This is a genomic window from Anabaena catenula FACHB-362 (assembly GCF_014698735.1).
Classification (GTDB): domain Bacteria; phylum Cyanobacteriota; class Cyanobacteriia; order Cyanobacteriales; family Nostocaceae; genus Anabaena; species Anabaena variabilis_A.
Map to the genome: position 1 here is coordinate 54,531 of NZ_JACJTQ010000007.1, position 23,316 is coordinate 77,846.

At 40.0% G+C, this 23,316-nt stretch carries 18 protein-coding genes; 11 read left to right on the forward strand and 7 right to left on the reverse strand.

Annotated elements, in window-relative coordinates; all coding sequences use genetic code 11:
- The first annotated feature begins 282 nt into the window (after positions 1-282).
- The 4 genes from H6G68_RS07255 to H6G68_RS07270 all read left to right on the forward strand — a co-directional run bounded on the left by H6G68_RS07255 (position 283) and on the right by H6G68_RS07270 (position 7,389).
- Positions 283-2,790 (forward strand): PAS domain S-box protein, encoded by a 2,508-nt coding sequence (locus H6G68_RS07255; RefSeq protein ID WP_190906024.1) that lies wholly within the window; start codon positions 283-285, stop codon positions 2,788-2,790.
- Positions 2,791-2,858: 68 nt separating this feature from the next.
- Complete coding sequence (locus H6G68_RS07260) at positions 2,859-4,565, forward strand: ATP-binding protein (RefSeq protein WP_190906025.1); 1,707 nt, start codon at positions 2,859-2,861, stop codon at positions 4,563-4,565.
- A gap of 450 nt (positions 4,566-5,015) precedes the next feature.
- Positions 5,016-5,459 (forward strand): response regulator, encoded by a 444-nt coding sequence (locus H6G68_RS07265; protein ID WP_190906026.1) that lies wholly within the window; start codon positions 5,016-5,018, stop codon positions 5,457-5,459.
- Positions 5,460-5,478: 19 nt separating this feature from the next.
- On the forward strand, positions 5,479-7,389 hold the full coding sequence (locus H6G68_RS07270; RefSeq protein WP_190906027.1) for a hybrid sensor histidine kinase/response regulator: 1,911 nt from the start codon (positions 5,479-5,481) through the stop codon (positions 7,387-7,389).
- Positions 7,390-7,715: 326 nt separating this feature from the next.
- Here the strand turns inward: H6G68_RS07270 and pyrR are convergent, their stop codons facing one another.
- The 3 genes from pyrR to H6G68_RS07285 form a co-directional block, all read right to left on the reverse strand.
- Positions 7,716-8,252, reverse strand: a complete 537-nt coding sequence (pyrR, locus tag H6G68_RS07275) for a bifunctional pyr operon transcriptional regulator/uracil phosphoribosyltransferase PyrR (RefSeq protein WP_127054965.1) — start codon at positions 8,250-8,252, stop codon at positions 7,716-7,718.
- A 90-nt stretch (positions 8,253-8,342) separates the two neighbouring features.
- Positions 8,343-9,314, reverse strand: a complete 972-nt coding sequence (gene cbiB, locus H6G68_RS07280) for an adenosylcobinamide-phosphate synthase CbiB (RefSeq protein WP_190906028.1) — start codon at positions 9,312-9,314, stop codon at positions 8,343-8,345.
- A gap of 61 nt (positions 9,315-9,375) precedes the next feature.
- Positions 9,376-9,819, reverse strand: coding sequence for an Rrf2 family transcriptional regulator (locus H6G68_RS07285; RefSeq protein ID WP_127054963.1), 444 nt, complete (start codon positions 9,817-9,819; stop codon positions 9,376-9,378).
- A gap of 465 nt (positions 9,820-10,284) precedes the next feature.
- Between H6G68_RS07285 and H6G68_RS07290 the strand changes: the two genes are divergently transcribed.
- The gene (locus H6G68_RS07290) at positions 10,285-10,695 is read left to right on the forward strand and encodes an AbrB family transcriptional regulator (RefSeq protein WP_127054962.1); all 411 of its coding nucleotides are present in this window, start codon (positions 10,285-10,287) and stop codon (positions 10,693-10,695) included.
- Positions 10,696-10,755: 60 nt separating this feature from the next.
- On the opposite strand, the gene H6G68_RS07295 is transcribed toward H6G68_RS07290, so the two are convergent.
- Positions 10,756-12,660: a chloride channel protein gene (locus H6G68_RS07295; RefSeq protein ID WP_190906029.1), complete on the reverse strand. Its 1,905-nt coding sequence runs from the start codon at positions 12,658-12,660 to the stop codon at positions 10,756-10,758.
- A 479-nt stretch (positions 12,661-13,139) separates the two neighbouring features.
- Here H6G68_RS07295 and H6G68_RS07300 point away from each other — a divergent pair, with 479 nt between their 5' ends.
- Entirely contained in the window at positions 13,140-13,520 is a 381-nt protein-coding gene (locus H6G68_RS07300; RefSeq protein ID WP_190906030.1) for a hypothetical protein, read from the forward strand.
- 73 nt (positions 13,521-13,593) lie between these two features.
- Here H6G68_RS07300 and H6G68_RS07305 read toward each other — a convergent pair whose 3' ends face one another.
- Positions 13,594-15,213, reverse strand: coding sequence for an ArnT family glycosyltransferase (locus H6G68_RS07305; protein ID WP_190906031.1), 1,620 nt, complete (start codon positions 15,211-15,213; stop codon positions 13,594-13,596).
- 254 nt (positions 15,214-15,467) lie between these two features.
- On the opposite strand from H6G68_RS07305, the gene H6G68_RS07310 reads away from it, so the two are divergent.
- Positions 15,468-16,994 (forward strand): hypothetical protein, encoded by a 1,527-nt coding sequence (locus tag H6G68_RS07310; RefSeq protein WP_190906032.1) that lies wholly within the window; start codon positions 15,468-15,470, stop codon positions 16,992-16,994.
- A 353-nt stretch (positions 16,995-17,347) separates the two neighbouring features.
- On the opposite strand, the gene H6G68_RS07315 is transcribed toward H6G68_RS07310, so the two are convergent.
- Both H6G68_RS07315 and H6G68_RS07320 read right to left on the reverse strand, forming a co-directional pair.
- Positions 17,348-18,640: a recombinase family protein gene (locus tag H6G68_RS07315; protein ID WP_190906033.1), complete on the reverse strand. Its 1,293-nt coding sequence runs from the start codon at positions 18,638-18,640 to the stop codon at positions 17,348-17,350.
- Positions 18,637-18,996 carry a VOC family protein gene (locus H6G68_RS07320; protein WP_190906034.1) on the reverse strand — a complete coding sequence of 120 codons (360 nt, stop codon included), beginning with the start codon at positions 18,994-18,996 and terminating at the stop codon, positions 18,637-18,639. Before H6G68_RS07320 ends, H6G68_RS07315 begins: the two co-directional genes overlap by 4 nt.
- Before the next feature lie 454 nt (positions 18,997-19,450).
- Between H6G68_RS07320 and fabG the strand changes: the two genes are divergently transcribed.
- The 4 genes from fabG to H6G68_RS07340 all read left to right on the forward strand — a co-directional run bounded on the left by fabG (position 19,451) and on the right by H6G68_RS07340 (position 23,205).
- Positions 19,451-20,146, forward strand: coding sequence for a 3-oxoacyl-ACP reductase FabG (gene fabG, locus H6G68_RS07325; protein ID WP_190906035.1), 696 nt, complete (start codon positions 19,451-19,453; stop codon positions 20,144-20,146).
- Positions 20,147-20,349: 203 nt separating this feature from the next.
- Positions 20,350-21,201: a bile acid:sodium symporter family protein gene (locus H6G68_RS07330; protein ID WP_190906036.1), complete on the forward strand. Its 852-nt coding sequence runs from the start codon at positions 20,350-20,352 to the stop codon at positions 21,199-21,201.
- A 268-nt stretch (positions 21,202-21,469) separates the two neighbouring features.
- A complete protein-coding gene (locus H6G68_RS07335) occupies positions 21,470-22,768 on the forward strand; it encodes a cytochrome P450 (protein WP_190906037.1) in 1,299 nt (432 codons plus the stop codon).
- Positions 22,768-23,205 carry a YidH family protein gene (locus H6G68_RS07340; protein WP_190906038.1) on the forward strand — a complete coding sequence of 146 codons (438 nt, stop codon included), beginning with the start codon at positions 22,768-22,770 and terminating at the stop codon, positions 23,203-23,205. Before H6G68_RS07335 ends, H6G68_RS07340 begins: the two co-directional genes overlap by 1 nt.
- The last annotated feature ends 111 nt before the right edge of the window (positions 23,206-23,316 follow it).

Consider the following 23,316-nt stretch of genomic DNA (forward strand, 5'->3'; position numbering starts at 1 on the left):
TTTGGAACTATAAATCAAGGGCTACTATAGGAATTATCAGGAATCATATTTGATTCTGCTGTATCCCTTATGGGAGAGTATGGTTAACGCCACACCAGCTAGAGCCAAAGCGGCCTGCACTTAAAAAACGACCTACAGATCATCTATCTCCATTCTTTCGCTGTGCCTGTTAACAGTTAAAAGTTCCCTACTGCAAGCCTTAACCTTCCCTGCTTGATTAACTTAGAACACCGAGAGTAACGCGATCGCACGTTGTCATTCAGTAATACTAGGAAAATTTTCATGAGATTACCAGTGTCTAATAATGAAGCAGCTCGGCTTGAGGCTCTACGACAGTACGACATTCTTGACACAGAACCCGAACAAACTTTTGACGATTTAGCATTTTTAGCCGCCCAGATTTGTGACGCACCAATTGCTCTGATTAATTTCATTGATACCAACCGTCAGTGGTTCAAAGCCAAGGTAGGATTAGATGTCCAGGAAATGCCAAGAGATGCTGGCTTTTGTCCGATTTGCCTCCAGCAAGGCGATGTTTTGATTATTCCTGACACCTTGCTAGATGAACGCTTTGCCACAGCAGATATAGTTACTTCAGAACTCCATGTGAGATTTTATGTTGGTGTGCCTTTAATTGTATCAGGAGGAGAGGTAATAGGCACTTTGTGTGTGGTGGATCAAGTACCACGTCAAATCAGTCCTAAACAATTGCAAGCACTGCAATCTATTAGTCGTCTTATAGTTAGACAATTAGAAATCAGGCGGAATTTAGTCGAACTGGCCAGAATCAATATAGAGTATAAACAAGCACAAAAAGCATTATATCAAAGTGAATCTACCTTACACAGTTTCTTCGAGAGTGCGCCAATGATGATGGGAATTGTGGAATTGGTAGATAATGACATTCTACATATTGCTGATAATCCTATCACTGCGAAATTTTTGGGACTCACACCAGAGGCAATGCAAAACCGTCTAGCGCGGGAGATGGGTGCAGAAAATAGCAATTTAAAGCATTGGATAAATTACTATCGTCAAGCAGAACTTACTCAAACACCTGTGAGATTTGAACATTCTCTGGAAACTCCCCAAGGAATAACTTGGTTATCAGCCACAGTTTCTGCGATCGCTAACAATCATGGCAATCGTCAGCAATTTGCCTACATAGTGGAGGATATTACCGAACGCAAGCTGGCAGAAGATGAGTTGCGTTGGCAAGAAGCACTTTTGCGCTCCATGAATAGTGTTTCACCACTGGGTTTTTATGTAGTTGATAATCGTACTGACGACATTCTTTATTTTAATGATCGCTTCTGTGAAATCTGGAAAATTGAACATCTTAAAGATGGCATGGAAATCCGGGAATTAAAAAACCAAGATATTATTCCAGATTGTTGCAAATTGATCCTGGATCTTCCGTCCTTTACAGCATCATGTCAACCTCTACAAGATGAAAGCAACCTCTGTGTTATTGAAGATGAAATTAGCTTTAACGATGGGCGGATTATTCGCCGATTTTCTACTCAAATTCGTAATAAATCTGCTCAATATTTTGGGCGTTTGTATATTTTTGAAGATATTACAGCCCGCAAACAAGTAGAGCAAAAACTGCGGGAACAAGCGGCATTACTTAATATTACGACAAATGCCATTATTGTCATAGATTTAAACAACAAAATTTTACTATGGAACAAAAGTGCAGAAAAATTGTATGGATGGAAAGCTGAAGAAGTTATAGATCAGAATGCTAGGGAACTCTGGGTTGAGGAGGAAACCGTAGCACAACAACTGGAAATTTATCAAACAGTATTGATGTCTGGTTTCTGGCAAGGTGAATTAAATAAAATTACAAAATTTGGCACAGAAATTATCGTGGAAAGTCGCTGGACTTTAGTACATGATGAGCATAATCAAGCTAAATCTATTCTGGTTGTTGACACTGATATTACTCAGAAAAAACAACTAGAACAGCAATTTTTACGCGCCCAACGTATGGACAGTATTGGTACTCTAGCTAGTGGCATTGCTCATGATTTAAATAATGTCTTGTCGCCTATTTTGATGTCTGCATATTTACTTAAAAATAAATACCATGAGCCGCAAGCTCAACAGATAATATCGATCATAGAAACTAATGCTAAACGAGGTGCTAACTTGGTTAAGCAAGTTTTATCCTTTGCTAGAGGAATTGAAGGCGAACACACAGTAATTCAAGTGAAATATTTGATTTCCGAAATGCAACAAATTATTGAACAAACATTTCCCAAATCGATTACAGTTCATACAGAAATTCAGCAAAACCTATTTCCAGTTTGTGGTGACATTACCCAATTAGATCAAGTACTGATTAATTTATGTTTAAACGCTCGTGATGCCATGCCCAATGGCGGTACTTTAACAATATCTGCTGAGAATATTTGGATTGATGAAACTTCTGCTAAAATGCATCTAGACGCACAAGTTGGTTCTTACATCGTCATCAAGGTGATTGACACAGGACTTGGCATTCCCAGTAAAATATTAAATAGAATATTTGAACCTTTTTTTACGACTAAAGAATTTGGCAAAGGGACAGGACTAGGATTATCCACAGTCATAGGTATTATTAAAGGTCATGATGGTTTTATCACAGTATCAAGTAGCCTCAATAAAGGTACAGAATTTCAGGTATATTTACCAGCAATATATACCCCTGAAAACCAGTCTGTGAAACAAGTAGAAATGCTTACTGGCAATGGAGAATGGGTTCTCCTAGTAGATGACGAAGCTTCTATTCAAGAGATTACCTAAACGTCATTAACATAATTCGTAATAGTGCTTACAGTCCCGCTAGGGATACATAATTCGTATTTTTACTAATGACTAAGGAATTACCAGCACAAACTGAGCAAGTACATCAGTGGGAAGCAAAACTCAGGATGGCATTAGATGCTGCTCACATGAGCATCTGGACTCTCGATATCCAAAACCATCAAATTACTAGTGCGATTAATCTCGAAGCTCTTTTTGGTTTAGAGAAAGACAGTTTTAACAACACCTATGAAGCTATTCTCAACTGTATTCATACACAAGATCGTGATTTTTTTAAGCGCGTCCATCAACAGGCTAATGAAAATGAAGGAGAATTTGAAATTGAATATCGAGTTGTTTTAGCCGATGATAGTATTCGCTGGCTAGTCAGCAAAGGTGTAGTTTGGCAAAACTCATCTGGGGTAGCAGTGCAAATGTGTGCGGTAGAGATGGATATCACCAAGCGCAAGCAAGATGAAGCAGAATTAAAACAGCAAAACTTGCAATGCCAGCAGCAAACTACGCTAACGCAATTATTCGCTAATATTACCCTAAAAATTCGTCAGTCTTTACAAATTGATGAAATTCTCGACACCAGTGTCACAGAAGTGCAAAAGCTGCTACAAGCAGATCGAGTGTTAATTTTGCAGCTTCATAGTAATCGTTCCTTCCTAGCGGTGAAAGAAGCCGTAGTTCCTGGTTTACCAGTTGTTCTGGGGCAGAGAATTACTGACTCTTGTTTTGCAGACGATTACATCTACCAACAATATTGCCAAGGGCGAATTAGTGCCATTAGCGACATCGAAACAGCACAGATTCAACTTTGCCACCTTGAATTTCTCCAACAATTTGCTGTTAAAGCTAACCTTGTAGTGCCAATTTTCCAAACAAATCAACTTTGGGGGCTGATAATTGCCCATCAGTGTCTGCATACCCGTGAATGGACTGACTGGGAAATTGAACTTTTAAGACAACTTGCCGATCAAATTGGCATTGCTTTAGCGCAGAGTCTGATTTTAGAAAAAGAAACTAATCACCGCCAAGAACTTATTCGTTCCAATGAAGAACTACAGCAATTTGCTTTTATTGCCTCCCATGATTTACAAGAACCACTACGTAAAATTAGAACATTTGGTGATCTCCTCAAAGTTAGCTGTAGAGACTCATTAAGCACACAGGGATATGATTATCTGGAACGGATGCAAAAAGCAGCCCTGAGAATGCAAACGTTGATTGATGACTTATTGACACTTTCACGAGTAACCACAAAGGCACAGCCTTTTACATCGGTGAATTTAGCAGAAATTGCCCAAGAAGTATTATCTGATTTAGAAGTGCGTATTCAGCAAACTGGGGGACGAGTGGAGATAGGCGACTTACCCATCATACCCGCTGATCCTTTGCAGATGCGGCAATTATTGCAAAACCTGATCGGTAACGCTCTTAAATTTCATCGTCAAAATGAACCGCCTGTTGTGAGAATATATAGTCAATTTTTAAACAATAACTTGGATGATTTTGAACACAATATTCAACATTTTCAAATCATTGTTGAAGATAATGGTATTGGCTTGCCCGAAAAATATCTTGACCGCATTTTTCAGATTTTTCAACGTCTGCATAGTCGCACTGAATATGAAGGTACTGGCATCGGTTTAGCTATCTGCCGGAAAATTACTGAACGTCATCATGGTAGTATTAAAGCCCAAAGTACTCCAGGGCAAGGAGCCAAATTTATTGTGACGTTGCCAATTAAAATAATTTGTAATTCGTAATTCGTAATTCGTAATTCGTAATTCGTAATTCGTAATTCGTAATAATGCCTACGGCAGGCTACCGCCAACGTAATTCGTAATTCGTAATTCCTCCACATCTCCGCGTCCCCACGTCTCCCCTGCTCCCTGCTCCCTGCCCCCCTGCCTTGCCCCAACGACAATTTTTAACGCCAACCTACTTAATGCCTACAGTCCCGCTAGGGATACGTAATTAAGTTTAGTAACGGAGATTGAGACACCGCCTAACATATTTGCCACTTTATAGAAGTGGGGGATTTAAACCCCCTGAACTGGTTAATTAGCATTTCTAGTTTTTCTTCCTAGAGAGGGATTACTAATAGACCATATTTTAGGGTTAATTGTACAAATGTAAATGGCTATATAAATGTAAATGGCTATATATAGGAAGTGAATTACTAATTATAACTAGTATAAAGGAGACAATACAAAGTGAAGCTTCGGCAAACAACCGTCACCATCTTAATGGCTGATGATGATGAAGACGACAGCTTGTTGGTAAGTGAGGCTTTAGCAGAAAGTCAATTGCCCATTGAGCTACTGATCGTCAGGAATGGTGAGGATTTGATGGATTATTTATATCATCGTGGGTTATATGCTGATGCTGAAGGGGCAACACGTCCAGGTTTAATTATGCTAGATTTAAATATGCCTAAAAAACATGGCTTTGATGTAATCAAAGAAATTAAAACTCATCCAGAACTGCGGCTCATCCCCGTTATAGTAATGACTAATTCCAGTAATAAAGAAGATATATATAACACCTATGACTTGGGTGCAAATTCTTACATTATTAAACCTAGAACTTTTACATCCTTAGTGGAAGCAATCAAAACTTTAGGAAAATACTGGTTTGAAATTGTAGAACTGCCCTGATAAGCAGTGCGAGGGAATCATGAATAACAGCCCCATCAAAGTTTTGTTAATTGATGATGATGAAGATGATTATATTTTAATTCGTGCGTGGTTGAGGGAATTTCAGGTGGCTGGCTGTGAGTTGGAATGGGTGGAGAATTATGAAACAGCCAAGGATGCGATCGCTCGACACCAACATGATATCTATCTAGTAGACTACCTTTTAGGAGAGCATAATGGACTAGAACTGTTGCAAGAAGCCATTACCAATGGTTGCACTTGTCCTTTTATATTACTTACTGGTCAGGGCGATCGGCAAATAGACCTAGAAGCGATGAATGCCGGAGCAGTTGATTATCTAGAAAAAAGTCAACTGACTGCGCCTTTATTGGAACGTTCGATTCGCTACGCCATTGAGCGCAAACAAACAGAAGCAAAAATCCGTCAACAAGCAGCTTTACTTGATGTCGCTACTGATGCCATGTTTGTCCATGATTTAGATAATCAAATTTTATATTGGAACAAAGCCGCTGAATATCTATACGGTTGGAAAGCAGAAGAAGCTCTGACAAAAAAGACACAAAACCTCTGGCAGGAAAAAGACTTGTCTAAATTGTCAGAAGCACTCAAAATTGTCATGAACAATGGCTGCTGGGAGGGAAAACTGTATCAAATTACAAAACATGATCAAGAAGTCATTGTCGAAAGTCGTTGGACATTAGTACCTGAATGGGGTCATCAATTACCATCTATTTTAGTTGTAAATACTAATATTACTCAAAAGAAACTACTAGAATCTCAATTTTTACGTACTCAGCGATTAGAAAGTATTGGCACATTAGCTAGTGGTATTGCCCACGACTTAAATAATGTCCTCACCCCGATCCTGATGACTGCTCAACTTTTGGAAACTCAAGTCCAAGAAGAGCGTTCTCGACAACTAATCCCGATATTAATTGCCAATGCTAAACGGGGGGCAAATTTAGTTAAGCAAGTATTATCTTTTACTCGTGGACTAGATAGCGATGCCTGCGGCTCTCTAGGACAAAGCACCCTTTTACAAATAAAACATTTGCTGAGGGAAATTCAGCAAATTATTAAAGAAACATTTCCTAAATCAATTGAAGTTATAACTCAAATTCCCCAAAATCTTTGGACTGTATCCGGTGATGCCACTCAACTACATCAAGTGTTCATGAATTTATGTGTCAATGCCCGTGATGCTATGCCCAATGGTGGCACTTTAAAAATCACTGCCGAAAATCTCTTGGTTGATGAGAATTACGCCCGGATGCATATTGATGCTCAAGCAAAACCTTATATTATCATTACTATAACTGATAATGGAATTGGCATTCCACCAACAATAATAGACCGTATATTTGAACCATTTTTTACTACTAAAGAACTTGGCAAAGGAACAGGTCTAGGTCTATCTACAGTATTGGGAATTGTCAAAAATCATGGTGGTTTTATCAATGTATATAGTGAAGAAAGAAAAGGCAGCCAATTTAAGGTTTATTTACCAGCAAAAGATACACCAGAAACTAGAGAAGAGACAGAAATATCTTTGTCTCAAGGGAATGGAGAACTGATATTGTTTGTAGATGATGAAGCGGCTATTTGTGACATTACAAAAATATCACTAGAAGAATCTAATTATAGAGTCATTACAGCCCATGATGGCATTGAAGCAATAGCCTTATACGTAGAAAATCGTGATGAAATATCTTTAGTTTTAACTGATATGGGAATGCCACGTATGGATGGACTAACCACCATTCGTACCATGCAAAAAATTAATCCAAACGTCAGAATTATTGCTATCAGCGGACTAGCAACCAGTGAAAATGTTAATGCAGCTTATGATTTAGGCGTTAAAGCCTTTTTATCCAAACCTTACACCGCCAACCAATTATTAAAAACCATTAGCACAGTTATTGGTCATTAATTAGGGTTTGCTGATTTATAGCAGGAGTCAGGAGTCAGGAGTCAGGAGTCAGGAGTAAAACCCTCTTGTCGTGGGAGTTTCATTATCAATTGATGTCCTAACCACCCTGTCCACGGCTATAATTACCAATTCAGGGGGTTTAAGTAAAGAGCTTGTATCAGCGGCAAGTATGTTAGGTGGGGTCTCTATGACAAAGTTCAGATCACAGGTTTCCGGCGCTCTGACTTGGCGCTAAATCTCCGCTACAAAACTTAATTACGAATTACGAATTACGTTGGCGGTAGCCTGCCGTAGGCATTATTACGAATTACGAATTACGAATTATTTTAATTACCAATCAACTCCACCGCATCACGTCCATCGTCATCTTGTAAGTAAACTTTAACAATTTCTTCTTTAGCGGTAGGCAATTTCTTGCCCACAAAATCTGGGTGAATTGGTAACTCTCGATGACCCCTGTCTACTAACACAGCTAAACGAATCACCTCTGGTCTACCATACTCATTAACTGCATTTAAAGCAGCACGAATTGTCCGTCCTTTGAAAATGACATCATCTACAAGTACAACTGTTTTCCCTGTCAGATCGAAAGGAATATCGGTTTTGGCTGGAGTTCTTAATCCAATTTGGTCGAGGTCATCACGATAGAATGTGATATCTAATGCTCCCACAGATACACTGACATCTTCCAGAGTCTCTATCTGACGTGCCAATAAGTTGGCTAACGGCACACCTCTAGTGTAAATACCCAAAAGTACCAATTGCGACAAATCACGTGTCCTTTCCACAATCTGAGAAGCAAGCCGGGTTAAGGTTCGTCGCAGTTCTTCCGATGAGAGAATTTCAACTACTTTAGTAGACATAAATACTGGGGATTAGGGAGCAGGGGACGCGGAGATGGGGAGGAATTACGAATTACGTTGGCGGTAGCCTGCCGTAGGCATTATTACGAATTACGAATTACGAATTAAAAATATTGCTACTCCCAACCACAACAAAAAACAAAATCGAGTCAATTGCAAAGCTTTGTGAATGGTATCTGGGGCAATAGTATAAATAGCATCTCCTAACAGTGGTTTATGTTTTGCTACTCCACGATACCAATTTGTGCCTCCCATTTGCACACCTAAAACAGCAGCATAGGCACACTCACTCCAACCCGAATTGGGACTGGGATCTTTAATAGCATCCCGGCGACAGATTCGCCAGATATCTAAGGGTTTAGCTGATAACAGCGCCAAAGTCATAACTGTTAACCGACAAGGAAGCCAAGTTAAACAATCTTCTAACCGCGCACTGAACCAGCCAATATCAGTATAAGGTGCTTCCCGATAACCCACCATTGAATCTAGAGTACTACTAGCTTTATATGCGAGAGCCAAAGGAACTACCCCAACAAATGGTATAACCGCACCAATAATTGCATAAAATAGGGGAGCCATGACTCCATCAGTAGCATTTTCTGTCACTGTTTCCAGAACTGCTCGCAAAATTTCTGTTTCTGAAAGATTTTCTGTATCCCTACCCACATAATTACTTAAAATCTGTCGCGCTTCTTCTAAATTTCCTGTTATTAAAGGTTGAAGTACATCCATAGCAGCTGCACGCAGACTATGAAGAGCAAAACAACTGGCTAAAAGAATGCTTTCTAAAGCAATTCCTAACAACGGATGTAGCCATTTAGCAATCAGAATTATTAACCAGCTGATGAAACCGCTGCCGATGATCACGATCATGCCGAGTACAATTCCGGCTAGGCGTTGTGTTAGAGAACTCTGACACTGTTGCAGAGAAAATTTACTCAAGTGAGAAATCACCCACCCCATTACTCGTACTGGATGAGGCCAACCCCAGGGATCACCAATTAAGTAATCTAACAAGGCAGCAATAATTAATATATATATATATTGTTCGTCATTAGTCATTGATTAATTTCTGCCCTATTCCCTATTCCCTATTCCCTATTCCCTGATAACTGACCAATGACTAAACAACAAAACTAGCTTCTTCCCCAAGAGATGCCTGCCAACTACGAGCATCATAATAAAGGTCTGCCAGGGTAATACTGTACAAAGCTTCTTTCAGTTTTTGGTTAAGCCTCTGCCACAAAGTAAATGTTACCCAATCTTCAGCTTGTGCAGGTGCTGGACTATTAAGTGGTAAGTGAGTCATATTTTCACCAACTGCCTCTAAAATTTGCCCTATAGAGATTTGTACAGGCTCTCTTGCTAATTGATAGCCACCGATGCTGCCGCGAATTGATTTCACTAACCCTCCACGACGCATTTCTATCAGCAGCTTTTCTAAATAAGGAGCCGGAATATCTTGGCGCTTGGCAATTGCTCTTACAGATACAGGACCATATCCTGGCTGTAAACTCAAATCTAGCAATGCCTTAACACTGTAGTGTCCTCTAGTCGTTAGTTTCATTTGTCAGGGAATAGGGAACAGGGTAAGAAATTACTAATGACTAATGACCAATGACTAATGACTTTAGGATCATCTTCGGTGAGTAGACGACTTTTTTGGGGTGACTTTAAAAAACTTAAACAAATATAGTCTAGCAGGAATTCACAAACTATATATCGCATTGCTCAATGATCTGTGAGAAAATCAGTTCCTTGTTCCTCTTGCCTGTCTTGACGAACGCGAACTGCATCTTGTAGAGAATAAGTTCACGAATCAAATAGGATTTCTATAGATATCAGCATTGTCAGCATTATTTTTCGATAAAATGTCTTGACAAGATTGGGAATTGTGCAACAATTTTGCCTGTGAGTGTAATATACTTGGCTATGCTGAGATAAAAATAAAGGATTGTGTTCCTGTTAGCTCAGTATCAGTTAAAATAAAATCGATTCAATCACTTCAAACATTCATTTTCGACCTAAGTTGATGCCTAAACAGAAAAAAATTGACCCCCTAGTCGGCGAAGAACTTCTCAAAAAAGTTAAGGAGCTAGAGAACGAAAGCAAAGAAGACAAAGCTAAACAGTGTGGCTACTATACTGTTACCAAAAATGGTATAGAGCGCGTCAATATGATGAAATTCTTAAATGCCCTGATTGATGCTGAGGGCATTCAGTTGGATAGTACACCTAGCGCCAATGGTCGTGGTGGACGCAGTGCCAGCTATAGAATTAGCGTGCAATCCAACAACAACTTACTGATAGGTTCCGCTTATACAAAACAGATGAATCTTAAACCTGGAGATGAATTTATCATCACTTTAGGTAAGAAGCACATTCGACTGCGGCAAGTAGACCCTGAAGATAGGGAAGATGCTGAAGTAGAAGCTACAGATTAATAAATAGTCATTAGTCATGAGTCAGTTGTTCGTTATTTACCAATGACTAATGACCAGTGACTAATGACCAATAACTATATCTGTTGTGGGCAGTACTGGCAAATAATGCTGTAGTGCCTTACGCGTTGCTGCCAAATTACAAGTTAAAGCAATTTGCTCTTTTTCTAGTAATCCTAAAATGCAATCGGGGTTGTCTCGTGCTACAACAGGTAACTGATGCAAACCCCGCAACGCCATTCGGTCTAAAGCTTCAGATAAAGGTTCATCCTGCCAAGCATAGAGAATGTCAGTCGTACAAATATCGATAAGTGTTTGAGAAGAAAAATTAGCCTGAATTTCAGTAGGGGAATTCTGGTAATTTTCCCACAGGGAAAGAGTACGGTTAATATCTTCCAAAGACAGGATACCAACTAATTGTTCTGCGGCATCAATTACTAAAGCACTACGTGTGCGATCGCGGATCATTTCCATAGCAGCTTCTAAAACCCCAAGAGTTGCAGGCAACTTTTTTGGGCTGGAGTGCATAGCATCTGCTACTAAAATGTGCTGCACAATTTCTACCTGTTGATCCTTCAATTCTGAAAGACCAATCTGTTGAAGATTGGAATTAGAGTTAAAAGTTGGCTTGATGCGCTCCACTAACCATACACTTAAACCCACCGCAGCCATCAAAGGTAAAACAATGCGGTAGTCACGGGTTAACTCAAACAACATTAAAATAGCCGTCAACGGCGCTCTCACACTACCTGCTAAAACAGCAGCCATACCCACCATTGCATAAGCTGGGGGAGCAGCCATATATTCACCAATGCTTGGCACTACCAAAGCCAGAAATTTGGCATAAGCTGACCCAAAGGACGCACCTAAAAACATTGCCGGTGCAAACAACCCACCCACAAAACCGCTACCCGAACTAACTGCCGTCATCAGCAATTTTAATAGCATTAACACGAGTAACAGGTTGAGGGAAAACTCCTGATCTTGCAGCATTGCTTGGACAGTTCCATAACCAATACCCAAAATTTGCGGGTAAGGCAAAGCCACTACCCCAACTATTGCACCGCCAATAATTGGCTGAATGGGTTGAGGAATATGGGACAGCAGCTTAAACCCCGGAACTTTTCCAGCAAAGCCAGCTTTACCCAAACGAATTAATTCTGTATAAGCAAGAGCAACTAGACTTGCGCCTAAACCTAAGCCTAGATAAAGTGGCAATTCTAAAAGACTACGGACTTGGTAAGCAGGTAAGGCAAAAGCAGGTTGGGCCCCCAAACCAATTTGAGCAATTAATGCTGCCACCACCGCAGCCAGTAATACCACACTGACCGCAGAAGTGGCAAAAGATGTAGCTCCCATCACTACCTCAAGGGCAAAAAATACTCCGGCTATGGGAGCATTAAATCCCGCAGCTAAACCAGCCGCAGCACCAGCGCCCAAAAGCAAGCGCTGCCTTTCTTGAGAGACTTGTAGTACATCAGATAACAAAACTCCAAAATTAGTTCCAATTTCCACACTGGGGCCTTCTGGTCCCAAAGATGCACCACTACCTAAAGACACAGCAGCTGCGATCATTTTGGTGACTGGTCGTAGTTGTCGCTTAACTTCTCTACCTTGAGAAACGGCGATTAGAGATGAAAGTCCGGGGCCAAAGTCTTGAGTGCGCCAGCGCATTAAGCCCACAATCAGTCCGCCTAGGGTGGGAACACAGGCTAAAGTCCAAGCACCCCAGACTCCAATTTGTCCCATGAGATTTTCCAGCATTAGTTTCTGAATCAGCTGGATTAAATAGTGAAATGTGACTACACCCATACCCGTACCACCACCAATTAGTATGGCTAAAAACAGCACAACTGTTTCTGGGGATGGTTGAAAACGGTTAATTAGGTGAGTTAAATGGACAGAAGGTTTGGGAAAGGCAGGTAGTTCAGTTACCTTCCTCAGTTGAGTGGGAGGCAAGAGAGTCATTGAGAGACGGGGTAAATGTAAGAAAAAATTTAAATTTTTACTTGCTACTACTTATTGTGAGCCATGATTTACCTACCAGACAAGTATGGTGGCTTTGCCTAAATTACAAAGCTTTGGTAAAACCAGACAAGTAATCACAATTTTTGTGAGGAGAATGGTTAAATGGGAGAGAATTAATAGTTAGTGGTCAACAATCGCCCTTTAAAGGCGGCTAGGTTCTAACTGTATTCTCTATCAGAACAGTTAATTAACACTGGTTTTAGTGAAGATAGCTTCAATTAGCTGTAACTAAGAGTCACCCTTACCCAAATCTGGCTATACTCGTGTTACGACCATGTAGCTCTCCTTAGTACCAAGAGAAATGTATGTGTGATGCATGACGAATGTTCAGACGATATTGGCGAGGCTACTAAGTGGTGAGCAAATTTCAATATAGCTATTGTTATAGAGCGAGTAAATGGACTAGGCGGACGAGCTAGATGAATATACACACCTTTGATAATCATTATGTTACTTGCCCGATTTGCCAAAGAAATAACAGGACACAGCCTATCAAGACTTACATGGGTCTATTTACCTGTCCGTATTGTCAGGAAAAGCTTGTAGTTTGTAAAAGTGGTCACTACGTCCGTGATCCGTTTACTTGGAAACAAATGGTGATCGCTTCGGCGTTACGTCGTCAAAGCCGACCTTTATCGAGAATGATCAGAGATTTAGTTCTTCTCAAGCGTCCTTTATTAGCTTTAGCTGTAGGAGGTGCAATTTTATTTACGACAATTGCTGTCACCCAGAAAAACACCAGCTACAACCACCCAGGGATTCCAAGAAATGAGAAAGTTAATGACAACAGTGTAACATAGTGTTGTATTGTAGTGATGAGAGTTGAGTCATCAAAATTGTGGATTGCTAGACTCAAAACTCATCACTCTTTAACTACAATCGATTGGTGTCTTTTGTAATTAACTGCCAACCTTCAGCTTGATCAACTACCTTGATAGATTTGAGGTTGAGGTTACTTAAAGCGGATGCATTCAAGAGAAAATAGGGTTGGGCGTTAAACTGCCAATAATATTGCAGTTCACCATGAGAAGCAGGAGTAATGGTGCGATCGCTATAAAAATCCAAGGACGGACGAGAATAGGCAAATGATGTGTAGATTTGCCGAACTGTGGGATTCGCACGCGCTATCATTGTGGCGACTGGTTTAACTGGATAGGCTTCTCCTAATTCCCACACCCAGTAGTTAGATTTCATTAACAACAGAAGTGAAATATAACTTCCCCAAATTAAAATTTTCAGAAATTGCCCATCGCCTCTCTCTACCAAAATCGCGGCTAAAGTCATAGTCAAAGCTACTGCGGCAAAAATCATCTGTAAGTCGGTTTTGTCTGCACTCCCCCAACTAAAATAGACACTCCCAGCAAAAGCAGCCACAGCCAGCATGGCAAAACTAGTCACCCAAGCACGAGGATAGGACGAGAAGAGGCGCAAATTTTCAGTCTCTGCTAACTGAAAACCAAAACCCAAGGCCAAGCTAGGATAAATTGGGATGATATACCAAGGCAGTTTGATGCTAATCAGGGAAATGAGCAGTAGGTAAACACCAGTCCAGACTATAATCAGTTTTGCCCAACTAAGGCTGCGATTTTCCCAGGTTAAACGCACGGTTTGTGGTAAAAATACCAACCAAGGCCACGTCCACTTGAGCAGTTCTATGACGTAATACCAAGGGGCTTCAGACTGGCCGTTAGCAATTTTACCAATCTGATTGAAAGGTTGATCTACTGAGTTAATTTGGGAAAAATAATAACCATAGTGCAATAGCTGGGCAGAATGCCAAGCTACCACAGGTAGACTGCCGATGAAGATTCCTATCCACAGATAGTAACTAGTGAGCAATCTTGGTGTATCCCAAAAGAGAAAAACTGCGGCAATAGCACCTAATAATATGCCCACCATGCCCTTTGTCAGACAAATTAACCCAAAACTGATACCGATACCAAGACAATAACGTAAGTCTCGACGCGATCGCAGCACACACAACATCATCACCATCAACAAGCTGACAACCGCGCCATCTAACATTGCTAATCTGCCGTGACGCACTATCGGTAGCATTGTTAGATAAATCAAGGCGCTATAAACAGCAGCCCAACGTTGGTGAAATATCTCTCTGGCAATACAAAACAGTAAAGGTACTGAATTTGCGGTAATAATTGCACTAGGCAAACGCGTAGTCCATTCGTTCACACCACCCAGGGAGTAAGCCCAAGCAATTAGCCAATGCATTAGAGGTGGCTTGTTATAGTATGGTTCACCTCCCAAAGTCGGGTAAAGCCAGCGCATGGAACCTGCTGGGGCCCGCCAAATTTCTCTGGCTACTTGTGCTACGGTACCTTCATCCCAATCTCGTAGCGGTAATCCCCCAAGATTGATGCTAAACAGTACTACTGCTGCAAACAGCAATACTATCAGCCATAACCAATCAATCCATTTCTCAACTGCGCGATGCTGTTTTTCTAGATGAATCCAAATAAAGCTTCCTTCTTGCATATTCTATGCTAATCATTTTACTCGCTGGTTTGATTACATAGAGACATCTAGTGAATCTCCAATGTTGCCACATAGTCACAAACTATTTTTGAGCAATGGCTAGATCCCAAATTAACTCAGTTTTCTCTGAACAGTGAAATTTTTTGGATAATTTTTTTTCTGAGTTATTTTAAACTTAATTTAACAAGCTTCCTCTTCTAATTAATGATACAAATATTACCAAACTAGTTAATTACCCTGTGAGGAGCTTCGCCATGAATTTACCTTTGGTAGTAGATATTGCTTTAGGACTAATTTTTATTTACTTAATTTTGAGTTTGTTAGCTTCAGAAATTCAAGAACTGATCGCTACAGTATTACAATGGCGTGCTATACACTTAAAGAAATCAATTGAAATTCTTTTGGCTGGAGATCTTAAAAACTCAGAATCTCCCGATGTAATTGAATTAGTAAATAGAATTTATAACAATCCTTTTATTAAAAGTATCAATCAAGAAGCAAAAGGATTTTTCTCTATTTTACCAAGAAAATTAACTTGGTTTATAGCTGATACAACTCGTCCACTGCGAAAATTTATAGCTAAATCTCCAAAAGGAGAGAGAACTTTTGATAAGGAACATAGTGCGCCTTCCTATATTTCTGCGGATACTTTTGCTGCGACGCTTATAGAAGAATTACAACTACCAAAAATCATCCACGGCTTAACAGCGGTAAGGCTAGAAAAATTCAAAAATCAACGGTTGCAGGAAGTTGAAACAATTTTAACCAGATCCCTAAGACAAATAGAGCTTACCGAATTAGCAAATTATATTACCCAAGACCTAAAGGATGATTTTAAAAATCTCAAGACAGAATATACAAATATTGTTGCTGATTTCAAAAATAACAAACTTGATATAGATACTAGCATTAATCGGATGAAGAACAGTTTGGAGAAATATATAGATAATTTTCAAGCAAATATAGATGATGACAATAAAGTATTAGCAGAAACATTACGGCGATTGCAAGCTTTCTGTAACCACATTTTTTACAGGGTTGAGGAGGCAATAATTATAGGGGGATTAAAGCCGAATATTAACGAAATTGTGCAATTAATGAATACAAGTAATACTGTGTATAAAGAAATGAAGACAGCTATACAAGATGAAGATAGTCAAACATATCAAACGATTAACCAATTGATGGAAAGTTTACCATCTGTGATCAGAGGGAATATTGAAACCATAGCCAAGCGAGCGCAATACAGAGCTAAAAGCACAGAGGAAGGTATTACTATATTACGTCGAGAAATTGAAGACAGTTTTGACAGTTCGATGCAACGAGCCGGTGGTGTTTACAAACGAAATGCTAAAGGAGTAGCAATTTTAATTGGTATTCTCCTCGCTTTCGGTGCTAATGCAGATACATTTCATATTATTAATCGCTTATCAAAAGATAGAGTACTACGAGAAGCTATTGTTTATAAAGCTGTGCAAACAATAGATCAACAGTCTAATTCTCCCAACCTCAGTAATATAGATACTAAGAAGATTTTAGAAGATGTTAATTTACCAATTGGTTGGACAGATAATAATAGACTAGAGCAAATGAATTGGAATCCAATCAAGATTAAGGGTGTACCTATTTTTAGCTTATTAACTATGTTTCTTGGTTGGATAATAAGTGGTTTTGCTATTGCAATGGGAGCGCCTTTTTGGTTTGATTTACTTGGTAAAGTGATGAATGTGCGTAATGCAGGTAAATCACCAAAATCAGCTAGAAATCAAGATGAAGATTAAAATAATTCGTAATTCGTAATTCGTGAACAGGGAACAGGGAACAGGGAACAAGTAATTCTTAATTTTGCTCATCTCCCCATCCCCTATTTCTAATACCAATTTTGGCGTTGCTGAATTGAAGTATGAAATTGAAAAATCAACGATTTCAAACTCTTACTCTCTGTGACTCTGCGCCTCTGCGTGAAATAAAATCATACTCTTAATCAGCAACGCCCCAATTTTGTATGATAGCTTGCGTGGCGTGGCCATAGATGCGCCAAATTAGATAGAAAACGAACCGCGTTCGCGTAGCGTCCCGTAGGGATAGGCGCGAAGGACGCGAAGTAAAGAAAGAGAAGTAAAGAAAGAAAAGATCAAAAAATGAAAATTATCTGTAAATCCCATTCATTACTTTGGCGAATTATGTTTATTTGACGAATGAATTCTCGTAAATAAAATCGTCGTTCTACTTCTGATAAATCTAACCAAAATTGAGGAATAGAAACAGCTTCAGCAACGGAACGTAAGTTTACTGGTGGGAGAGTTGCTAACTTGGCTTGGAGTTGAGAAATTTCTGTGCGGAGTTTGTAAGCTCTGATTTTAGCTGTTTCTGTATCCAAAATGCCAGTTTCTATGAAGGTGGGTAACTGTTCGAGAATTTCTTGCTGACTTACAATCGCATCCCCTAAACTATTTTTAATGACATCTAATTGGGGAAAGTTCATCCCCGCAACTGCGTGAGGTAAGTCACGACAAACGGTTTCAATCGTCTTTTCCAAAATTTCTTGGTAAGGAATAGCTCGACATTTAGGACTTTGGGGACAAGTTGTATTGCGTAAATACAAATACTCCTTATCTTGATATCGTTGAGTAACACGAGTAACTATCATCTGAGACTGACACTGGTTACAAACAACTAACCCAGCTAGAGAAAGGGGCGCACTAGCGGTACGAGATGGTAAACGGCTATTCCGGCGTAAAAGTCGGTCAACTTGAGCGGCTTCTTCCCTAGAAATAATACTTGCATGAGTATCAGAAATAATTTCACTATTTTGATAAGCGGTGTCACCACGATAAACTGGATTAGTCAACCAACGCCTTCCTGTGGTGACAGAGATTTTTTTATTATATTTTTTCGCTAAGTAACGAACTGAACCACGTAGAGAACCATAGAGTAAAAAGTTGTCAAAAAAATCTTTGACTACAGGTGAAGTACTACGATCAATAGTATATTTTCCTTTACCTCTGCGATAGCCGTAGGGCGCTTTACCGGGTGGTGGAGAGACTTCAAGACGATTGCGGGCGTGTCCTTGACGGATACGGCGACTGCGTTGTTCTCGTTGGATTTCTTGTAGCAAATTCAGCAATTCGATGCGGGGTTTGGCAGCTTCTGAGGTGTATGCTTGTTCTGTAGCAATTACCATTATCCCCATTGCTTCGAGTTGGTTTAAGCGATCGCTCACTTCTGCTATTTTATCCCCCAATTCTTCTAAGCGGCGAATCAAGAGATAATTTGCAGGTTCTGTTTCACAGTCAATGATTAGTTGTTGTAATTGGCTTCTCTTTCCTAAATCTTGATAAACTCGATCTACCTCCCAACCCCAAGTAGCTTCGTCGGGAGCAGTTTCTAATAAGGGATCTGTGTAAACGTAAGCAATAATTTTCACAATGAAGTCAATTCAATCACATTCCCGTCTGGATCTTTAGTAAAAATAGCAGCGCGGCCGGAAGCACTAGCTTGAATGGAATAATTTTGATTGAGTAATTCTGTTTTAGCAGCTTCTAAGTCAGCAACACAGAAAGCAATATGAGGGTTACGTCCCCATTTGTCGTTTTGATTATCGGTGGGGACAGATGACGAAACTATCAGATGAATTTGATAATTGCCGATTTGATACCATGCACCAGGATATTTAAGGGTGCGGTCTATTTTTGCTAATCCTAATACTTTACCATAAAAGTTTTCTGAGCGTTCTAAGTCGGTGACAAGTATGGCTGTATGGAGACTTTGGCTAATTTGCATTGTGAGTAAGATGGGTGTAATTTCTGTGCAGGATGTTAGAAAAAGATTGGACGACTTATGTGAAACTTGATTAGATATAGGACTACTATTTGATTTTTGAACATATACGTAGGGTGGGCATTGCCCACCTTGTCATGGTTTTTGTGGGCGTTGCCCACCCTACAAATACTTAGATTTATTCAAGAATCAAATCGGATTCCCATAGATGATGACGGAATAATTCGTAATTTGTAATTTGTAATTCGTAATATAGCGGTATGCACTCGAATGAGATACATCATAGTCCCCTCATCGCTTGCGGGGGTTGGGGGTGGGGTTAAAAGTATCTCACTCAACCGAGAACCGCTATAGTGCCTCCAGAAACTACCTGTGATGTGTCAGTCCTTAGGTGAGATGTCAGATTCCTCCTATGACGCTATCGTAAATCATGAGTGCTTTCAGGAGTGCATCCTTAATGAAAGGCAAAAAAGTTTTACTTACAGGCGGTACTGGTGGACTGGGTTTAGGCGTAACGCCAGCAGTTCTCGCTCAAGGTGCAGAGGTGACAATTCCTTATCGTCACTCTAAAGATGTAGAACGTCTGAAAGAAATTATTCCACCTGAAGATTTTACCAGAATTCACTTTATCCCTGCTAATTTGGAGGATGAAGCTTCGGTAGAATATGTGATCAGCCGCATAGGAAGGGTTGATGTGTTAATTCATCTCGTGGGTGGATTTTCGGTGGGGAAAACCCACGAATATAGTTATTACAGTTGGAAAAAGGAATTTGAGTTAAACCTAAATACAACTTTTTTAACTTGTAAATATAGCCTGAAAAGTATGCTAGAAAACGGCTATGGGCGCATTGTTACGGTCAGTTCTCGTGCTGGTGCTGAACCTGCGGGAAAATTAGCCGCTTACTCTGCTGCTAAAGCTGGTGTGATAGCTTTAACGAAAGCTATAGCTGATGAAACCAAAGGAACTAATATCACGGCAAATACTGTTCTCCCCAGCGTTATTGATACCCCCAGCAACCGGGAAGCTATGGGTGCAGAAAATGCTGAGAAGTGGGTAAAACCGGAATCTATCGCCCAAGTCATCTGCTTTTTAGTTTCAGAAGCTGCTAAAGATATCCGAGGTGCAGCTATTCCTGTTTACGGTAATATTTGATAATTGAATTGCATATTTTATTTGTTTAATACCCACCCAGATCAACAACTGGATGGGTGTTTTTTTAGTTGGAATACTCTAACTATCTATTACCAGTGATAGTAATACGAATTTGCATTCAGAGATATCATTTGTTCGTAAAGCGGTTAAATTTACCTGTTTGATTGCAACTTGATTTACACTCTCATGTCTAATTTCAAGCCATGCACCATCCTTTATTGCTGATTTTCGTTAAGATCACGATTTTTTCTTTGATGTTAGCCATAGGAAGTAATCTCTGTTTTGAGGAAATGCTTTCTCTATGGCGAAAACCTGCTTTACTATTCCGTGCGCTTTTAGCCGTTGTGGTGCTAGTTCCTTTAGTGGTTATCCTGCTGCTAAAACTGTTTAACTTACCCCCCGAAGTAATGACAGGATTAGCCTTGTTGGCGGCTTCTCCAGGTGCGCCTCTGACCACAAAACGGGCGCAAAAGGCGGGAGGCAGATTCTGTTACTCAGCCAGTCTTCAATTAACCCTCGCCATACTTGCAGTCTGCGTTACTCCCGTCACCTTGGGGATTTTTTTCACCCTATTTCAGCATCTTGCAGAAAAAGTGACAATTTTAGAAGTCGCCCGACAAGTGATCATGGTACAATTCTTGCCTATTAGTATCGGTCTTTTGCTGCAAAAGTTTGTTCCTCAATTTGCCGGAAATATCGCCCAACCCTTAAATTTTATTGCTGATTGTCTCTTTTTCTTGCTGGTTGTTTTGGCGTGTATTTTAGGAATTCCCCTATTTTTCAAAGTTTGGGGATTACCAATAGTTTTGATTACGATTATGGTAATCGCCTCCCTAGCCATAGGACACAGTTTAGGAGATAACAATCATGATACACGACCGATTTTAGCGATCGCCTGTATTGCTCGTAATGTCGGATTAGCCTTGTTTATCGCTATTTTAAATAACGTACAACAAAAAGTAATTCCCACACTTATAGCTTATGTAATTGTAGGAGCAGTTATAGGTGGTTTTTACTCAATTTGGAATCAGCGCAAATTTAGAGAAACAACCTAACTAAATGCAGTTTTTATTTATTCTTAGGACTTACGCAAAATTTCTTTGAAACCTTCAAAAGTAATTGTTAGGAAGTTTACAATTATAGCAACCGTCAAGTTGTTTAGGACATCAACTCTAGCCAAAGGGAATAAAAAAATTATGCCCAAATCATTCCATAAGTGGAAATTTTTTAGCATGGATATCTTTTGCTAGACAGATGTAGATTATTTATCAAACTTTTACTCTGAGGGGATTGCAAACTCTAAATTAAATTAGGAAAAATAATATGAATGCACCTATTACTACCCATTCAATTCCCCCAGAGTGTTTAGAATCGAATGGATCGCAGCAGTCCCCAACGTATGACTTATTTGCCCCAGAAGTCATTGCGAATCCCTATCCACTGTACAAACGTATCCGCGAAGAAAATCCGGTTTACTATGAAGCATCCTTGGGTTACTGGATTTTAACTCGATATCAAGATGTAGAAGCTGCCTTGCGAGATGAACGGTTTAGCACTGACCGACGGAATTTTTTTATTCAGCAATTGGGCAATCTAGATATCAGTTTGATTCAAAACTTTTTGCAACTTACGGATAACTGGATGAGTGAAAAAGACCCACCTGAACACTCGCGGATGCGAAAATTAGCGAATCAAGGCTTTACCACCCGTGCTTTAGAAAGCTGGCGGAGCATTATTCAAAAAACTACTGATACCTTATTAGATCAAGTGCAACATCAGGGTTATATGGATATTGTCTCTGACCTATCTGTACCCTTACCTAGTTTAATTATCGCCAAGATTTTTGACGTACCAGAAAGCTATCGCGCTAACTTAATTCAGTGGGGGAGAGATATTGGTACTTTCCGGGGCGCTCCATCTGGTAACAACATAGAAGAATTGGCGCGGAAAGCTGATACTGGTGCTGATCAATTCAGAGCTTTAATTAACCAACTCGTAGCCGAACGCCGTCAAAAACCAGGAACAGATATGATTAGCTTGCTGACAATGGCTTACACAGAGCAAAACCTGGATTTTGCAGAATTACCTTCCCTGTGCATTCTCATTCTCAGTGCTGGCCATTTAACTACTGCTGATTTAATCCCCAATGGGGTATCAGCTTTGCTCAATCATCCCCAACAGCTACAGAAACTCAAGGATAATCCCACTCTCATGTCATCAGCCATTGAAGAAATCATCCGCTATGACACTTCGGGTCAATTTGTATTTCGCATTGCCAAAGAAGATATAGAAATTGGTGGTCAAAAAATTCCCGCAGGTAGTGTGATTGCGTTGGGATTAGGAGCAGCTAATCATGACCCAGCAAAATTTACTCTAGCAGACAATTTTGACATTGAGCGATTCCTACGGAGCGCTTCGCTATCGCCTAATGAACATTTAGGGTTTGGTCCTGGTATCCATTTCTGTCTAGGTGCAGTTCTGGCTCGGATGGAATTAAATATTTGCTTCTCTACCTTACTGAAGCGGTTCCCAAATCTTGAGTTTGATTCGACAAGACCCGCCCTTCCCCGTCGTAATACGTTATCTTTTAAGGGATTTGATGCTTTACCTGTGCGGTTCTAATGAGTCAGCTACCCATAAACTCAGAAACACCTGAACAGTTATCTACCAATGATTTAGCAGCAGATCGGACAGAACTAGCTAAATACCGCAGTCGAGCAGCAGCAGACCGCACATTAATGGCGTGGATACGCACCTGTCTATCGTTAATTGGTTTTGGCTTTGGTATTCCCACTATCGTTAGGGCGATTGAAAATACTCGCATTAGTCATCACCTAAACCCAGTCAGATTTTCGGTGATTGTGGGGTTGTCTTTCATTGTTACGGGAATGTTGGGAATGGTTTTAGGGTTGAGAGAACACCGTCTATTACTTAAACAAATTCAAAGCGATCGCTATACCTACGAAACCTCTCACAATGCGGAAATTATCGGAGTAGCTTTACTGGTAATTGGCTTAGTTAGTTTTATTGGCGTAGTAATTCGGGCAATGAATTTTTAAAGATTTAAGGTGCAATTAGCTGTAAGTTAGGAAAATAGGTTCTATATCGCTTTGCATCTCTAGTCTGTGGGATTGAGTTGTTCTATATACAATTTCATTAATTCTGTTCTT

Coding starts and splice junctions, on each gene's coding strand:
- H6G68_RS07295 (WP_190906029.1), bottom strand. CDS start 12,660: ATGACTCTCTTGCCTCCCACTCAACTGAGGAAGGTAACTGAACTACCT.
- H6G68_RS07285 (WP_127054963.1), bottom strand. CDS start 9,819: ATGAAACTAACGACTAGAGGACACTACAGTGTTAAGGCATTGCTAGAT.
- H6G68_RS07335 (WP_190906037.1), top strand. CDS start 21,470: ATGAATGCACCTATTACTACCCATTCAATTCCCCCAGAGTGTTTAGAA.
- H6G68_RS07300 (WP_190906030.1), top strand. CDS start 13,140: ATGAATATACACACCTTTGATAATCATTATGTTACTTGCCCGATTTGC.
- H6G68_RS07320 (WP_190906034.1), bottom strand. CDS start 18,996: ATGCAAATTAGCCAAAGTCTCCATACAGCCATACTTGTCACCGACTTA.
- H6G68_RS07255 (WP_190906024.1), top strand. CDS start 283: ATGAGATTACCAGTGTCTAATAATGAAGCAGCTCGGCTTGAGGCTCTA.
- pyrR (WP_127054965.1), bottom strand. CDS start 8,252: ATGTCTACTAAAGTAGTTGAAATTCTCTCATCGGAAGAACTGCGACGA.
- H6G68_RS07290 (WP_127054962.1), top strand. CDS start 10,285: ATGCCTAAACAGAAAAAAATTGACCCCCTAGTCGGCGAAGAACTTCTC.
- H6G68_RS07305 (WP_190906031.1), bottom strand. CDS start 15,213: ATGCAAGAAGGAAGCTTTATTTGGATTCATCTAGAAAAACAGCATCGC.
- H6G68_RS07330 (WP_190906036.1), top strand. CDS start 20,350: ATGCACCATCCTTTATTGCTGATTTTCGTTAAGATCACGATTTTTTCT.
- cbiB (WP_190906028.1), bottom strand. CDS start 9,314: ATGACTAATGACGAACAATATATATATATATTAATTATTGCTGCCTTG.
- fabG (WP_190906035.1), top strand. CDS start 19,451: ATGAAAGGCAAAAAAGTTTTACTTACAGGCGGTACTGGTGGACTGGGT.
- H6G68_RS07310 (WP_190906032.1), top strand. CDS start 15,468: ATGAATTTACCTTTGGTAGTAGATATTGCTTTAGGACTAATTTTTATT.
- H6G68_RS07260 (WP_190906025.1), top strand. CDS start 2,859: ATGACTAAGGAATTACCAGCACAAACTGAGCAAGTACATCAGTGGGAA.
- H6G68_RS07340 (WP_190906038.1), top strand. CDS start 22,768: ATGAGTCAGCTACCCATAAACTCAGAAACACCTGAACAGTTATCTACC.
- H6G68_RS07270 (WP_190906027.1), top strand. CDS start 5,479: ATGAATAACAGCCCCATCAAAGTTTTGTTAATTGATGATGATGAAGAT.